At 37.1% G+C, this 14,089-nt stretch carries 15 protein-coding genes; 6 read left to right on the top strand and 9 right to left on the bottom strand.

The features are described 5' to 3' along the window. Positions 1-13 precede the first annotated feature (13 nt). Both C7Y47_RS19790 and C7Y47_RS19785 read left to right on the top strand, forming a co-directional pair. Complete coding sequence (locus tag C7Y47_RS19790; protein ID WP_142510317.1) at positions 14-487, top strand: hypothetical protein; 474 nt, start codon at positions 14-16, stop codon at positions 485-487. Beyond that, positions 475-762 carry a DUF2653 family protein gene (locus C7Y47_RS19785; RefSeq protein WP_142510316.1) on the top strand — a complete coding sequence of 96 codons (288 nt, stop codon included), beginning with the start codon at positions 475-477 and terminating at the stop codon, positions 760-762. The genes C7Y47_RS19790 and C7Y47_RS19785 overlap by 13 nt, the downstream gene beginning before the upstream one ends. 725 nt (positions 763-1,487) lie before the next feature. On the opposite strand, the gene C7Y47_RS19780 is transcribed toward C7Y47_RS19785, so the two are convergent. From C7Y47_RS19780 to C7Y47_RS25060, 3 genes are all read right to left on the bottom strand, one after another. Beyond that, the gene (locus C7Y47_RS19780; RefSeq protein ID WP_142510315.1) at positions 1,488-3,113 is read right to left on the bottom strand and encodes an S-layer homology domain-containing protein; all 1,626 of its coding nucleotides are present in this window, start codon (positions 3,111-3,113) and stop codon (positions 1,488-1,490) included. 212 nt (positions 3,114-3,325) lie between these two features. Continuing rightward, the gene (locus C7Y47_RS19775) at positions 3,326-4,492 is read right to left on the bottom strand and encodes an endonuclease Q family protein (protein WP_142510314.1); all 1,167 of its coding nucleotides are present in this window, start codon (positions 4,490-4,492) and stop codon (positions 3,326-3,328) included. Between the two features lie 72 nt (positions 4,493-4,564). After that, positions 4,565-4,735 (bottom strand): hypothetical protein, encoded by a 171-nt coding sequence (locus C7Y47_RS25060; RefSeq protein WP_185903542.1) that lies wholly within the window; start codon positions 4,733-4,735, stop codon positions 4,565-4,567. 149 nt (positions 4,736-4,884) lie between these two features. Here C7Y47_RS25060 and C7Y47_RS19770 point away from each other — a divergent pair, with 149 nt between their 5' ends. The 4 genes from C7Y47_RS19770 to C7Y47_RS19755 all read left to right on the top strand — a co-directional run bounded on the left by C7Y47_RS19770 (position 4,885) and on the right by C7Y47_RS19755 (position 7,057). Beyond that, on the top strand, positions 4,885-5,463 hold the full coding sequence (locus C7Y47_RS19770) for a TetR family transcriptional regulator (protein ID WP_142510313.1): 579 nt from the start codon (positions 4,885-4,887) through the stop codon (positions 5,461-5,463). A gap of 65 nt (positions 5,464-5,528) precedes the next feature. Beyond that, positions 5,529-5,882: a DMT family transporter gene (locus tag C7Y47_RS19765; RefSeq protein WP_142510312.1), complete on the top strand. Its 354-nt coding sequence runs from the start codon at positions 5,529-5,531 to the stop codon at positions 5,880-5,882. Then, entirely contained in the window at positions 5,882-6,196 is a 315-nt protein-coding gene (locus C7Y47_RS19760) for a DMT family transporter (RefSeq protein ID WP_142510311.1), read from the top strand. The genes C7Y47_RS19765 and C7Y47_RS19760 overlap by 1 nt, the downstream gene beginning before the upstream one ends. Before the next feature lie 264 nt (positions 6,197-6,460). After that, positions 6,461-7,057 (top strand): biotin transporter BioY, encoded by a 597-nt coding sequence (locus tag C7Y47_RS19755; protein WP_142510310.1) that lies wholly within the window; start codon positions 6,461-6,463, stop codon positions 7,055-7,057. A 228-nt stretch (positions 7,058-7,285) separates the two neighbouring features. On the opposite strand, the gene C7Y47_RS19750 is transcribed toward C7Y47_RS19755, so the two are convergent. From C7Y47_RS19750 to C7Y47_RS19725, 6 genes are all read right to left on the bottom strand, one after another. Continuing rightward, positions 7,286-7,828: an NADPH-dependent FMN reductase gene (locus C7Y47_RS19750; RefSeq protein WP_142510309.1), complete on the bottom strand. Its 543-nt coding sequence runs from the start codon at positions 7,826-7,828 to the stop codon at positions 7,286-7,288. A gap of 61 nt (positions 7,829-7,889) precedes the next feature. Next, positions 7,890-8,507 carry a nitroreductase family protein gene (locus tag C7Y47_RS19745; protein ID WP_142510308.1) on the bottom strand — a complete coding sequence of 206 codons (618 nt, stop codon included), beginning with the start codon at positions 8,505-8,507 and terminating at the stop codon, positions 7,890-7,892. 75 nt (positions 8,508-8,582) lie between these two features. After that, entirely contained in the window at positions 8,583-9,566 is a 984-nt protein-coding gene (locus tag C7Y47_RS19740; RefSeq protein WP_142510307.1) for a ring-cleaving dioxygenase, read from the bottom strand. A 49-nt stretch (positions 9,567-9,615) separates the two neighbouring features. Beyond that, positions 9,616-10,050: a MarR family winged helix-turn-helix transcriptional regulator gene (locus tag C7Y47_RS19735; protein WP_142510306.1), complete on the bottom strand. Its 435-nt coding sequence runs from the start codon at positions 10,048-10,050 to the stop codon at positions 9,616-9,618. A 157-nt stretch (positions 10,051-10,207) separates the two neighbouring features. Further along, positions 10,208-12,439, bottom strand: coding sequence for an S-layer homology domain-containing protein (locus C7Y47_RS19730; protein WP_142510305.1), 2,232 nt, complete (start codon positions 12,437-12,439; stop codon positions 10,208-10,210). 315 nt (positions 12,440-12,754) lie between these two features. After that, positions 12,755-13,927 carry a glycosyl hydrolase family 18 protein gene (locus C7Y47_RS19725; RefSeq protein ID WP_436970127.1) on the bottom strand — a complete coding sequence of 391 codons (1,173 nt, stop codon included), beginning with the start codon at positions 13,925-13,927 and terminating at the stop codon, positions 12,755-12,757. Positions 13,928-14,089 lie beyond the last annotated feature (162 nt).

Here is a 14,089-nt window from a genome sequence, read left to right as displayed (position 1 = left end):
AGGAATACAAGTAATGAAAAAAATCCTTGCTGCTATTTTTGCAGCGACACTTATGTTTGCGTCTGTTGGAGCAACATTATTCATCTCAGATACACCAACTGCAGAAGCTAAATCCTATAAGTCAGGTAAAAGAGGTTTCTCAAACAACAATAATAACAACAACTCAAATTTCCAAAAATCTCAGGATAAAACTAAAGACCAAAATAATGCAACAACAAATAAAAATAATACAACTTCTACAAACAAAACGGATTCAACAGCTAAGAAAGGTGGGTTCTTCTCTGGCGGCCTTATGAAAGGCATAATGCTTGGTGGCTTAGCTGGTTTATTATTCGGAAGTCTTTTCAGTGGTATGGGTATGCTTGGTAATATTTTAGGCTTATTAATTAACGTTGCAGCCATCATGATTATCGTAACGCTAGTTATAAAGATTGTTAATATGTTTAAAGATAAAAAACGTAAAGAGGAAGCACAATGGCACAAATAATTAATGAGCAAGATATTATAAATGCAATTTGTTTATCACAGTCCTACTATAAAAACGTTCGCCCTGAAGATGTACTTGTAGAACTAACATACGACGATGACACAGGCTTTGGTGCAGAAATTGAAGTTAATGGTCAAATCGAAATGTTCAATACAGCCGCAATGATCGGCGCACTACGTGTTTGGATTAAAGATGTCCTACATGGTGACCCTTTTTCAACAGGCATCGAACTCGTTCTGGACGATGAAGAAGGTATTATTGCTAAACTATCGTAAATAAGTAAAAAATAGCAGTTCAATAAATCTTAAAGATTTATCGAACTGCTTTGTTATTTTTCAAGATGTTTTTTTGCTTGTTCTTTCTTTTCTTCCTCAATTGAAAAATCGACTATTGATCGGCCGAGCATTATTAGCGTAATAAATATGACGCCTGTTCCACTAAATCAATTATGCCGAGGCATAATTGCGTCCGGAATCGGTGCTTTGTGCTTAGGCCTGCACGATGCAGGTCAGTTAGCCGTTATCGCATGAATGCGATGATTTTAGGCTAACATCCTCTAAGAACTCCTTTCCGATTTCCGTGACATCCACCGGAGGCTTTTAACTGATTTCAGCGGATGTTTTTTGTACCGAAAGCGTAGCGACAGGTACAGATGTTTGTACACCCATTGAAAAGTAACTTAAACCAGTTTCGCTTTCGCGCAGAGCAAAGCTTCCTTGGTATGTCCGATTGCTGCTTCACTCGCGTTGCTGCTCCAAGGTCTCGGACCAACACGATGTTGGTCACGAAGGCATTATCACAGGATTTGATAATTTTAGCCCTAGGAGTCGCCAAGCCTCCACTCCAATCAACTTATCCACATGGTATATATTTCACCAATTGTCATCCCCGACTTTTGAATGAGCTCCTAAATTGTGCTAGATATTCATCGCAATAAAAATAACAAATGTAAACGTCTAAAGGTAGAGGTTTCTATTCACAACCTCTACCTTAAATTATTTTACTTTTTTAATAGACTGTTAAAATTCACAAATATTTTCGCAGCATGGCTACGTTTTGTAGGAGCTTCTGGTGAAAATTCCCCTTCGTTCCCTCTAACCATATCAAGCTCATACAACATCGTTATTGCATGTTTTGTTTCTTCATTGTAGGAAGCAATATCAGTGAATGGTGCTTTTCCTTTTATAGCATAATGTTGCTTTTGTTTAGATTCATAGGCTCTATTTATCATTAATGCTAATTGCGCGCGAGTAACCGGCTGTCCCGGATTAAACTTCCCATTCGTTCCCTTAATTAACCCATACGCATAGGCTGCTGCAATTTCTGACTGAGTTCCAACGTCATAGTTTGCGATGTCTTTAAATGGTGCTTGTTCCTTCGTCGTTAAACCTAGGCTTCTAACAAGCATCGTAGCAGCCTGTGCACGAGTAACATTTTGCTCAGGTCTAAACGTACCATCTGCGTAACCTTTCATAATACCTTCTTTAGTGGCCTTCAGAATATACTCCTTTGCCCAATGATTTTCTATATCGGTAAAGGTTAAAATTCTCCCTGTAGTAAAAGTAACTGATGGACTTTGAACACTTTCATTACCAGCTGCATCAACCGCTTTAACAGCTATCGTGTATGCTGTATTCTCTGTTAAATTATCCAAGGTTATCGTCGTTGTCTCAGCATTTTGTGTAAATGTTAGCTTACTATTTACATATACGTTGTAACTAGTGACACCTACATTATCTCTCGCTTCCTGCCAGCTTATTTTTACAGTTGTACTATCTTTCATATTTACTTGAATAAATTTTGATACATCCCATAAAGAACTTGCTTTAATCGCTGGTAGAAATGCCTCGTTCGCTACTGCGAAATAGCCTGCTTCACTTAAATGAATATTTTCAGGATTTGGCAAATAGCTCGGAATATCTTTTGCTACAATGTCGTATGTCGGTACAAAAACGGCACCCGATTTTTCAGCAGTTGTTTTTATCGTCGCATTCATAACCTTTAATAGCATTTTAAATTGTGTCTGTAAATCCTCGCTATAGTACGGAAAAGAATTATAATAGCCCATGACATAAACTTGAGCATTCGGATTAAGCTTCTTTACTTCTTCTAAAATAGCCGCAATATTTTTTATTGCCTCTTGGGAAGCTTTTAACATCATTGCTGCATTAATGCCAGTTATCTGCGACTCTTTTAAAATAGGTATTATATCATTGGCGCCAGCGGTTAGCGTAATAATCTCAGCTTCTTTAATAGATGTACGAAGCTTTACCTCCTCACTTTGATAACCAAATCCTACCACTGGCTTTTCCACATTATTTTGTATATCTTCTAATATATTTTTCGTTGTATAGCCCGAATATGCAAACCCTTTATTATAAGAAGTAATGAAACCATCTTGCTGTAAAGCTTGTGCAACAAAATCTGTGTAACCTAACCCGATGATGCCAACGTCATTCATACCGTGTGCTAAGGAATCGCCCAGTGCTACATAATCAGCTTGAACTACCCAGCTTGGCGCTATGTAGTCTCTTTGTTCCTTAGCATTCACACCTATTGGTGGTACTACTAATTGACATGCCAAAACGCTAGCCGCTAAAAAACGAAATTTCTTTGATAATTGCATACACCCACTCCTCCAATTTTCACTAATTACTATTTTAATATAAATAGGGTAAAAATGGGTTAAACAAGAGGGGATATTTCACGATAACGTGTGGTTGATTTCTGTTCCGACTGGGCGCTTTCCTCGTAGCGTCCAGTCTTCAACTTATATAAACTACATACGTTTTAACAAATGTCATCCACAACTTTTGATGATGAGCTAAAAATCATTTTTTACTCCAGTTGAACCTTCCCATAAATACCGCCACCACCAACTTCAATTGCCAATTGGCCTGTTCTTGCTAAATCGATCATCTTGGCAATTTTGTACGGCACGATTTGTTCGAGTTGTTCTAGCGTAACTCGATGCAAGATGTTCATCTCTGTACCAAATGCTTGTACTAATCGTTCTATCATTTTTGGCCCTAATCCTGGAATAAAATCTAGTGGTACTTGGTGAATATATGGCGGCCGTGCACGTTTAGCTGTACCTTGCTCTGAAAGCTCCTTAATCCGTGTTGCAACACCTTTTATAATTTGCGTGCTTTCACAGTTTGTACAGATTGTTGCAGAATTGCTAAGCTGCTCACCACATTTCGCGCAGACAGTCTCATGGTATTTACCAAGCAAAGGATTTAAGCCATAATTGGCTGTTACTGCTCGACCTTGCTGTTCATGAAGCGCCATCTTTAATTCTGTAAAATTTGCATTAGATAGTCTTAATTTTTGATACTCACGTGCAATTTTTCCAAGTGAATGAGCATCAGAGTTGCTGACAAATGTATATGCTTGCAGTTCTTTAATGTTACTCACCATTTCGGTATCGGAGCTCAAACCAAGCTCTAGCGCATCTATAAGTTGAGGGTCAAGTACTTCTGTTAAACTACGATGTACGCCTTTACCGAACAAACTTTTAAATGGTGTAAAAACATGAGCAGGAATAAAAAGCCCGCCTAATTCATGAACCTTTTGTTGTAATGTTCGACCATCACAATAAATGCGCTGAGAGCTTAAATGAATATTTTTCATATGATTAGACATCCATTTTGAAAATTCCCTCATAAGCAGAAGTGTTGGAAAATAGGCAAGTACATGGATTGGTCCAAGACAATGATGATCATAAATCTCTATTTCAGTACCTGGAATAAGTGTTGTTTCTTGAAAACGAAGCCCTCCTTGTTCTAGCTCCTTCAGTTCTCCTTGTTCGATCATCTCTGACATTTCATCCATTACTTCTGGTGAATGGCAATCAATAATCCCGATAATATCTAGTCCCTTTCTTGCACTTGAAGACTCTAAAACCCTTGCTAACGTTAACGTTTTACTGCCAGTAATTTTAACAGCACGACCACTTGAAGTACGTCCAATATGAATATGTAAATCTGCATAAAAATCTTGCATTATTGTCTCCCTCCTCCTACTTTTAGATGACATAAAAAAGCCTCACATTGCTGCAAGGCATTTTATTTTTAATTATGATGGATGATTGCTGTTAGTACTATTGTTTGTCTCGAAAGCACCCGAGCCCTGCGATGGTATTGTCGAAGAATCATAGGCCACTAATGTCACTCCAATGTTCTTTTCAAGCTCATTAAGTTTTTCAAGCTGTTGTTGATCTAATTGCGCAATCTTTATCTCTTCCATTTTCATCAAATCCTTTCATGAATAAAGTTCCCCAAATAAAAAACATATATACTAAAAAAAATAATGACTGATTGTCAGTCATTATTCTTTGACTTTATTTCAGCTATTTTGTAACATAGTAAATAAGCAGGACAAAAGCGAGGGATTTCATGTCAAAAGAAGAGAAAATTATTCAAGCCGCAATTGAAGTTTTCCGTGAAAAAGGAATTGAAAAAACAAAGGTTTCAGATATCGTAAAAGCTGCAGGTATCGCGCAAGGGACATTTTATCTTTATTTCCCATCACGTCTTTCAGTTATGCCAGCCATTGCAAAGGTTATGGTTGAAAAAATTATTGCTGCTATTAACGATGGGATTTTAAAACAGGAGCCTTTCGCAAAGCAGCTAGAAAAAGTAGTAGATATTGTTTTTTCTCTAACAGAGGAATATCGAGATGTATTTGCACTTATCTATGCCGGTATTACACAAACTGAGCATATGAAAGAATGGGAAAATATATATGCTCCCTATTACGAATGGATGAATCATTTCTTGGTTGAAGCTCAACAGCAAGGAACGATACGCGCTTCCCTAAATACTACTCGTTCTTCTAAACTTATAATCGGTCTAGTAGAGTCTGCCGCTGAACAAATTTATTTGTATGATGATAGTGAAGAAGAAACAATTAGACTTCAAAAGCTTGAGCTCCTCGACTTTTTACATCATGCACTCGATTTACGTCACGCATAAGTGACGTTCTCTTTTACGCTAAAAATGACTGAATGTCAGTCATAATGATAGAAAGGAATTTAACTATGCAAAAAGATTGGATTTATGTTGGATTAACTAGTTTGTTTGAATTGTTTTGGATATTTGGTTTTAATGTTGCCGATTCTTGGTGGCATTGGGCTATTATTGTGTCCCTAATTGCATTGGATTTTCACTTCTTATCGAAGGCTTGTGAAAACCTACCTACAGGAACGGTTTACGCGACTTTTGCTGGGGTCGGTACAATCGGTACTACATTAATGGACATTTTTATTTTTGAAGGTGAGTTTAATGCTATTAAAGGCATTTTCATGTTTATTTTAGTACTGGGTGTTATTGGTCTTAATTTAGCTGATAACCCTTCAAAAGATCATGTTAAAGAGAAAGGAGCTAATGCATAATGGGTTGGATACTTGTTTTATTAGCTGCAATTTCGGAAATTGTCGGTGTTGTAGGTTTACGCTTTTATAGTCAGGAAAAAAATATACGAAATTTATTAATCTATCTAGGCGGCTTTGGGATGTCCTTTATGCTATTATATGCATCCTTTAACTATTTACAGTTAAGCATTGCCTATGTAGTTTGGGTTGGCATTGGTACAGTTGGTGCTGTTCTCGTGAATATTATATTCTTCGGAGAATCTAAAAACCTGACTCGAATTATTAGTATCATCGCCATTATCATTGGTGTGGCAGGATTAAAAGCAGTATCTTAATTTATGCTATTTTAATTCAAAGTATTTGAGTGAGTGCTAAAGCCTAGTAGGGCTTTTGGCAAAGTGAAAGGTTGATCTCCTTCCGACTAGACAGCAGTCCGTTTTTTAAATATGATTTCCATCATATACTTTAAACGTTAGTCTAGTAACTTACAATTAAGCAAAATAAACATTTTGTGTTAACTATTTATTTTTATTAAGTTGACACAAAATGCTTATTTTTTTACACTACTATTAGTAGCATTACTTTTTAGGGGTGAAATAATGACAACAGTTGCGGAACATACACATCACAAATTAAGAACTGTCGATCTTGCATACATTGGACTATTTTCAACATTGATGATGATAGGAGCTAATATCACGTCTATTGTACCTTTCATGATGATTGGTGGAGTACCTATCACATTGCAAACATTTTTTGCTATTTTAGCAGGACTTATTCTTGGTAGTAGAAAAGGGGCACTCGCTTGTACTGTTTATATGTGCATAGGGTTAGCAGGTGCACCTGTATTTGCTCGTTTCAACGGAGGCTTTGGTCAAATGATTAGCCCTACTTTTGGTTTCATTGTTTCTTTCATATTAGCTGCATTTGTCGCGGGGCTTATTGTAGAACGTAGTGGAACGAAAAAAAGCTATGTAGTTGCTGCATTAGTTGCAACAGCTATTAATTACTTACTAGGAACAAATTGGATGTACTTTGCCTACAAGCTATGGGCTAGTGCTCCTGATGCTTTCACTTATAAAGTGGCATGGCTTTGGATGATGCCTCCTTTGCCAAAGGATATTATTTTAGCTATATTTGCAGGCATTTTTGCATACCGCCTTCAAAAGGTGTTAAAAATAATTCCGATTAGATAAAGGCTTATCACCATAACGAGGGATTGATTTCCGTTCCGGCTGGGCACTTTGTAGCTGACGCTACAGAAAACATTTGTTGCTGCCGCTTCGCTTTCGCACAGAGCAAAGCTTCCTCGGGGCGTCCGATAAGTCGCTTGGCTCTTCTATCTGTCGATCTATTTTAGATCCAACAAACAAAAAAATGCCCCATAAATTTATTGCATACTTATGGGACATTCTTTTTTATTTTTAAACGTATTTTTTCATCCAGTTTAAAAAGTTATCAATAACTACATCAAGGAATTTAATAGTACCTTCATCTGTTAAATTGCCTTCTGTATCAAATTTAGTGTGTACTGCTCCAATATAAACGTCATTACCACTAAGTAATGGTGAATTTACTCCAGGTGAGAATAAAATATCTCGTAAATGTAATTGTGCTTTAACAGTACCTAAGTTACCCATTGATGCCCCCATCATGAATGATGGCTTGCCAATCATTACTTTATCAACACGAGATAACCAATCGATGGCATTAACCATAACACCTGGCACTGTACCATTATATTCTGGTGTCAACCAAAGAACTGCATCTGCCGCTTTTACTTGTGCTTTAAAATCAAGTACAGGCTGTGGTGCTTCATTTTCGATATCTTGATTATACATTGGTAAATCGTTCAAACTTAATATTTCAAGATCAAATTTCTCTGTATAACGCTTTTGAATAAATTTTGCTAATTGCATATTATAAGATTCTTTACGGATACTACCTACGATTGCTACTACTTTCACAATATTCCTCCTAAATGTGCATTAATTTTATTATTTGTAGACAGTTTTATTTTATACCGTCCTAATAATAGGTTGCAAATTCCTCAACTGGTTTACGGTAACCACGCAAGCGGCGACTACTTTCTTTTTCTTTACCTATAGTAATCATTAGTGCAATCTCATGTGTTTCTGGAATATTAAAAAGAGCTCTCATTTGTTGCTGATCAAAGCCGATCATTGGACATGTATCCCATCCACGATTTTTGGCTGCCAGCATAAATAACATAGCTGAAAGTGAAGCGTTACGAATTGCTTCCTCCTTCATAAATTCCTGGCCACGTTCTTCATAAAATTTAGCGTTTTCATTGACGATATTGTCTAATTCACAAGCATTAATAATGCCTAAGTCTACCATCCCTTGATTAAGGTTAGCCGTATTTTTATAGGCTTCTTTATCTCCTAATACAAGGATAACCGCTGAGGCTGAATGTACTTTATATTGCCCGTATGCAGCTTCTCGTACTTTTTCTTTTTTTTCTTCATCTAATACAACGATATAATTAGCATGTTGTAAATTAAAGGCGGAAGGAGCAAGCTTAACATCTTCCAGAATGGGACGTATATCTTCTTCGCTCATCTTGATGTCCTCTATAAAGTTATTCGCAGAGCGACGCTTATCTATTAGCTTTGAAAATTCCATCTAACTGACCTCCACTCATATGTAATTTTCATTCAGCAGAGGCTTGAGTCTCTCTGCTGAATGGGATAAAAAGTTTTACTCATATTCTTTATCGAACGTAATCGTACTTCTTACAGTATCAATTGGACGGACAAGTTCTTCAATTTGTGCGCGTTTTGGCTCTAAAAATGGTGGCAACGACAATTTTTCACCTAAAGTTTCATAAGGCTCATCACTCATAAATCCTGGGCCATCAGTAGCTAGCTCAAATAAAATTTGAGGTGCTACCCGTGCATAAAGTGATTCAAAAAAGTGACGGTTTACGTAACCTGAAGTATGGAAGCCAAAGCTTTCAAATCGTTCAGTCCATTCATTTAGTACAGTTCGATCCTCTACGCGGAAGGCAGCATGATGTACTGTACCAAAGCCTTGACGAGCTACTGGTAGAACTGTGTTAAGTTCTACCACAAGTTGTGCACCGTTTCCACCTTCACCAACCTCAAACAGATGGAAATCCCCTTCTTCATCGATTTCTGTAAAGAGCATCACTTTTTCTAGCATCTCTTTGAAATATTTAAAATTAGCAACTCTTACAAATACCGGACCTAAGCCTGTAATTGCATATTCAAGAGGAATCGGTCCATCTTGCCATGGAGTGCCTGATGAAACACCTGTATTGTTTTCATCAGAAATAAGTTGATATTGCTGATCGTCAAAATCGACGAATGATAAAGTTTTCTTGCCAAATTGCTCTTTAATACCTGCATGTTTAACATTTAATCGATCGAAACGTTTTACCCAATAGTTCAATGCCGCATCTGTTGGCACGCGGAATGAAGTTTTAGAAATTTCATTTGTTCCATGCACACCTTTTGGAATGTTTGGAAAATCAAAAAATGTCATATCCGTGCCTGCGCTACCTTTATCATCTGCAAAAAATAAATGATATGTTTGGATATCATCCTGATTAACCGTTTTTTTCACTAATCGCATCCCTAATACATAAGTAAAAAATTTATAATTCTCTTCCGCACTACTTGTAATAGCGGTAACGTGGTGAATTCCTTTTAAATGATTCATTTTATGTCCCTCCTATTTATCTCGATTTCGAGATATTACCTAAAATTTTTTATTTATTAACTGCGTTCAAACCAACCTTTTTCAAAAACAGGGTCATTGTGTCCATCTCCTGTTGATCTAATACTTCAAAAATCTCGTTAATTTTTTGTTCATGCTTCGGAAATATATTTTCCATCAACGCTTGTCCTTCGCATGTTAATAAAACATATGTGACACGACGATCCCTTGGACAAGCACGTCGATACACAAAATCTTTTTGTTCGAGCTTATCAATAACATACGTAATACTACTACTTGCAATTAAAATTTTCTTGCCAATTACTTGGATTGGTTGCTCACCATGATGATATAAAAACTCAAGTACCGAAAATTCAGTTTGATTTAAATCGTATTGAAGTAAATCTCTCTTAGTTGCATCTTGAATCGTTTGATATGCTCGGAACAAGACCGTAAAAGCTTTTAAATTACGATTGTCTTCCTTCATACGACTCCCTCTTTCTATTTACTTCGAATTCAATTATCTTTAATTCGAGATAATAATAACATATAAGATGCTAATCAGCAATCCTTTTTACTGTAATCACAAAAAAAGCATCCCCCTAAAATCAGGGGATGCCCTTTCATGTATAAATTATCGACTATTAATAGTAATGACGACCGTTGCCGTTCTGTTCAAAGGCAGCCTTTGCTAGACGAACTGTAGATACAGCCAAATCTGCATACGTCACTTTCTCAGTAGCATTGAATTTATTTTGCTGTCCATCAATTAGTCCCATTGCACTCGCTAAAGCAACATAACCTGCATACGCTGGATCAATTGAGCTTGCATCAGTAAAGTTTAATTTGTAAATGTCACTATGCTTAGCAGCACTCTCTAAATTTAGTACACGAACTAACCATTCGGCAAGCTCTTGACGAGTCAATGCTGTATCTACTGCAAATTGATCCGCCGGTTGTAAAATGCCCATTCTTACAGCTTGTTCAACGATTCCGTATAATGGATGCTTTTTGTCAATATTTTTGAAGGATTGCTTAACGTTGTCTCCTCCATACGGATTGAAATCATATCCGTATGATAATGATTTAACTAAAATTTTCAAAGCTTCTCCTCTTGTTACGGCTGTATCAGCATTAAAGTTTGCTGGGTCTTTAACCTCTAACACATTTTGGTGTAATAAATAAGTTAATTCTCCTCCAGCTGTTGGATGCGAAATGGCAGGTTTTTCTTTCGTATCACCAACTTTTTGAAGCCATTCACCCGTTGTTGCATCAATACTATTGTACAAAATTCCATTATAAACCGGAGTGTATACTAAATCATAGTGGTGATTATCCTCGCCATCCTGTTTTGCATACTGTAGCTCCAATTTCAGCCCCTCATTGAATGTTGCTTTTGCTTTATCAGCAGGAATAGCTTTGTTTACAGACGGCCAATTATCAATCTTGCGATAATTAACATTTAAAGAACTTAATTTCCCATCAGCACTGATACCTACGGAAATTTCATCCCCTGCTACGGCAATGCCATTGACAATACGTGGGAAAGAGAAGTAATACTGTTTGTTGTCTTTATCATATATTGCATCTTCTAGTGGTTTTGAATAATTATGAATATATGACGGAGACCACTCTTTTAAGTAGTCTATCGCTTTTGCTAACGCAGCATCTTTTGAAATTGGTTCTACTTTATCATCTGTCTGCATGAATTCTCTACTTGTATTCCAGTAGTTTATAATTTCACCTGTTGCTTTGTTGATTTCAAGTGAACTACCTGTGCCGTAATTACCGAGATCATACATATAATTCACATAATAGATTGTTTCGCCATTTTCATTTTCTCTTTCATTAACCGAATGAATTTGTAGCTTTGCTTTGTCTGTATCAACTTTTAAAATAGACTTAGCTAACTCTTCAACTTCTGCTAATGTAATACCATTTTTCTTAGGAGCAAGTGGTTGCGCTGCAAGTTTTTCTACACCTTTTGTCTTCGGTACTTGAGAAGTGAAACCATTCATTGTTTGCCATTGCCCATTTATTGCATGTACACCATTAAAGCTTGTTGGTGGCATATACACAAGCTTAGCAATCGCTTCGCCTGTTTGGTAGTTATAGTCAACTATATAACGTAAGTCAACTGACAGTTTTTCACGAACCTGTGCAAGGATTTCTGACTCATTCTTTTTCTGATCTAAGCTATCAAAAGTTGCCTTGCTAGTTGGCCCAGCATTACGATACATATTTGTAACTTCACCATTTGCTAGAACTGTAATATGGATAAACTCATTACTAAGTGACACACCATTGTGTGTAGGTGAGTACATAAATGAATACGAAATTGGTTCGGATAAAGGTCTACTAAAAATAAAACCAAAGTCACCAAATCTATTGTCCTCACGAAGCTTGTAATTCGCAGTGCTCGGCAATTTCTTTAGGAAGTCTTGAGCAACTTTCTTTGCTTCACCCTCTGAATATTTCACTGGGTACAATGCTTCCGCTATATTGACAGGCTGATAGGAGAAATTTTCTAATTCCAAATCTTCGCCTTTAAAAGTAAAATCACCATAAACGTCTTTGCCATTGATTGTTTTATTAAAGTTCAATTCATAGCGTATCGTTTTGTCATCATTAAAGTAATGCGCTTCCCCCATTGAGAAATCTTTCTCTGTTACAAAATTGAATTTGTCTGGGAATATTGTATTCAATTGCTTAATAAGCATACTTTTTGTTACTTTTGTTTCTGTTGAAGAAACTTGAATTGCAACTCTCTCTTGTGGTTCTTTTACATTTGCCGAAGCTTGTGCCATTGGCGAAAGTACACTAACAGAAAATGCAGTAGACGTTAGTATAATACCTAACTTTTTAAATTTACCCAAAATATCCCTCCTAGATTATCATTTACCATAATTATAGTATAGATCACCATAAATAGATATGACATTTTCAGATTATTCATTTTTATTGGAAAATAGAATAGACATAGAGCTATTTTATCTTCATTCAGCATATCTTTTCTGTACGAAAGCGAAACGCCAGCAACATATCTTTTCTGCACGAAAGCGAAGCGCCAGCCGCAATGTTTGTCTGCGCGAAAGCGATGCGTCAGCCGCAAATGTTTTCTGTAGCGAAAGCGCAAAGCGACAGCTACAATTAAGCCAAGGCGAAATTGCTTGGTTGCTCCCTAAAAATTCTCATTTCTTGACTACATCAAAATTGGACCCAATTAATAGCCAATTTTGAGGGAATGGTAGACCCAACTTCCAATAGCCTACTCCTCGGAGTCTGTACCGTTTGATTAAATCGAACTTCGCTTGAATGGATCTGGCATCTTCGAACCATACCACATGTGCTTTACCTTGCTCATCGTAGTATTCAAAGAACGGTGCTTGAGATCTCAAATCAAATTGAATAGCAGCATTATATTTCTTAGCAATCTCGATTGCTCTTTGTGGACTAACTGCTTCTGCATTAGGCCCCCCCTGCACAAAAGGCAATGTCCAGTTATACCCATATAAATTCTGTCCAAGTATAATTTTGTTCCGAGGTATCTCACTTACTGCATATTTAACAACCGCTTCTACCTCTGGAAGTGGCGATACTGCCATAGGGGGCCCTGCAGAATAGCCCCATTCATAGGTCATTAACATAACAAAATCCACTATTTCTCCATGTGCTTTATAATCATGCCCCTCCGTCCACGGACCCCGCTCACTAGCACTTGTTTTCGGAGCTAACGCTGTCGATACGGTATATCCCTGAGGATGGAATCGACTCACCGCTCTCCTTAAAAAATTGTTATACGCCTGTCGTTGATCGCCCGGCAAATTCTCAAAATCAAAATGAATATCTTTAACGGTTCCTAAACGCTTTGCCTCTTCAAGAATATTATTAAAGAGCAAATCCTGTACAGCTGTACTTTGAAAAATATCTCTCGCTAAATCACCACTAAAACTAAAATTCTCCAAATTCGAGACAACCATTGCTAGAGAAGCACCTGTATCATTTGCAATTTGCGCCACACCTTGACTCGGTGGCACCTTAAACGTTCCATCTCGTCTTGCCTCATAGCTAAATAAAGCTAGATAAGTTAAAAATGGACCCGCTTCTCTTGCTTGACTTAGTAATGCCTCACTAACGAATGTCCCTCTCGGCTCTAAATATGCCAATGTTTCAGCTCTTGTTTTTGGTTGAGGTGGAATATAAAGTCGCATACCAATCGATAAAGGTTGACTCGGACTAATATTGTTCACCTGAGCAAGTGTTAAATAATTAATGCCAAAACGTTGGCCGATTGAATATAGACTATCTCCTGCCTGCACATAATAGAAATTTCCGACAATCGGTACCACAAGAGCTTGCCCTATAACTAATCGATTTGGTTCAGGAACTTGATTGGCATCTACAATATTTTGAACTGTTGTCCCATATGCCTTCGCAATACCCCATAAGGACTCCCCTGCCCGTACAACATGTATTTGAATGTCAATGCCTCCTTCTTGCTTGATAAAATCACACCTGTAAAGCTT

This window comes from Lysinibacillus sphaericus (genome assembly GCF_006864135.1).
Taxonomy (GTDB): Bacteria; Bacillota; Bacilli; order Bacillales_A; family Planococcaceae; genus Lysinibacillus.
Note: the sequence above shows the minus strand (reverse complement) of the source record. Positions and strands in the feature narration are given on the sequence as shown.

Excerpts from the sequence above, each read along its gene's own strand:
- C7Y47_RS19790 (WP_142510317.1), top strand. The coding sequence starts at position 14 with ATGAAAAAAATCCTTGCTGCTATTTTTGCAGCGACACTTATGTTTGCG.
- C7Y47_RS19785 (WP_142510316.1), top strand. The coding sequence starts at position 475 with ATGGCACAAATAATTAATGAGCAAGATATTATAAATGCAATTTGTTTA.
- C7Y47_RS19780 (WP_142510315.1), bottom strand. The coding sequence starts at position 3,113 with ATGCAATTATCAAAGAAATTTCGTTTTTTAGCGGCTAGCGTTTTGGCA.
- C7Y47_RS19775 (WP_142510314.1), bottom strand. The coding sequence starts at position 4,492 with ATGCAAGATTTTTATGCAGATTTACATATTCATATTGGACGTACTTCA.
- C7Y47_RS25060 (WP_185903542.1), bottom strand. The coding sequence starts at position 4,735 with ATGGAAGAGATAAAGATTGCGCAATTAGATCAACAACAGCTTGAAAAA.
- C7Y47_RS19770 (WP_142510313.1), top strand. The coding sequence starts at position 4,885 with ATGTCAAAAGAAGAGAAAATTATTCAAGCCGCAATTGAAGTTTTCCGT.
- C7Y47_RS19765 (WP_142510312.1), top strand. The coding sequence starts at position 5,529 with ATGCAAAAAGATTGGATTTATGTTGGATTAACTAGTTTGTTTGAATTG.
- C7Y47_RS19760 (WP_142510311.1), top strand. The coding sequence starts at position 5,882 with ATGGGTTGGATACTTGTTTTATTAGCTGCAATTTCGGAAATTGTCGGT.
- C7Y47_RS19755 (WP_142510310.1), top strand. The coding sequence starts at position 6,461 with ATGACAACAGTTGCGGAACATACACATCACAAATTAAGAACTGTCGAT.
- C7Y47_RS19745 (WP_142510308.1), bottom strand. The coding sequence starts at position 8,507 with ATGGAATTTTCAAAGCTAATAGATAAGCGTCGCTCTGCGAATAACTTT.
- C7Y47_RS19740 (WP_142510307.1), bottom strand. The coding sequence starts at position 9,566 with ATGAATCATTTAAAAGGAATTCACCACGTTACCGCTATTACAAGTAGT.
- C7Y47_RS19735 (WP_142510306.1), bottom strand. The coding sequence starts at position 10,050 with ATGAAGGAAGACAATCGTAATTTAAAAGCTTTTACGGTCTTGTTCCGA.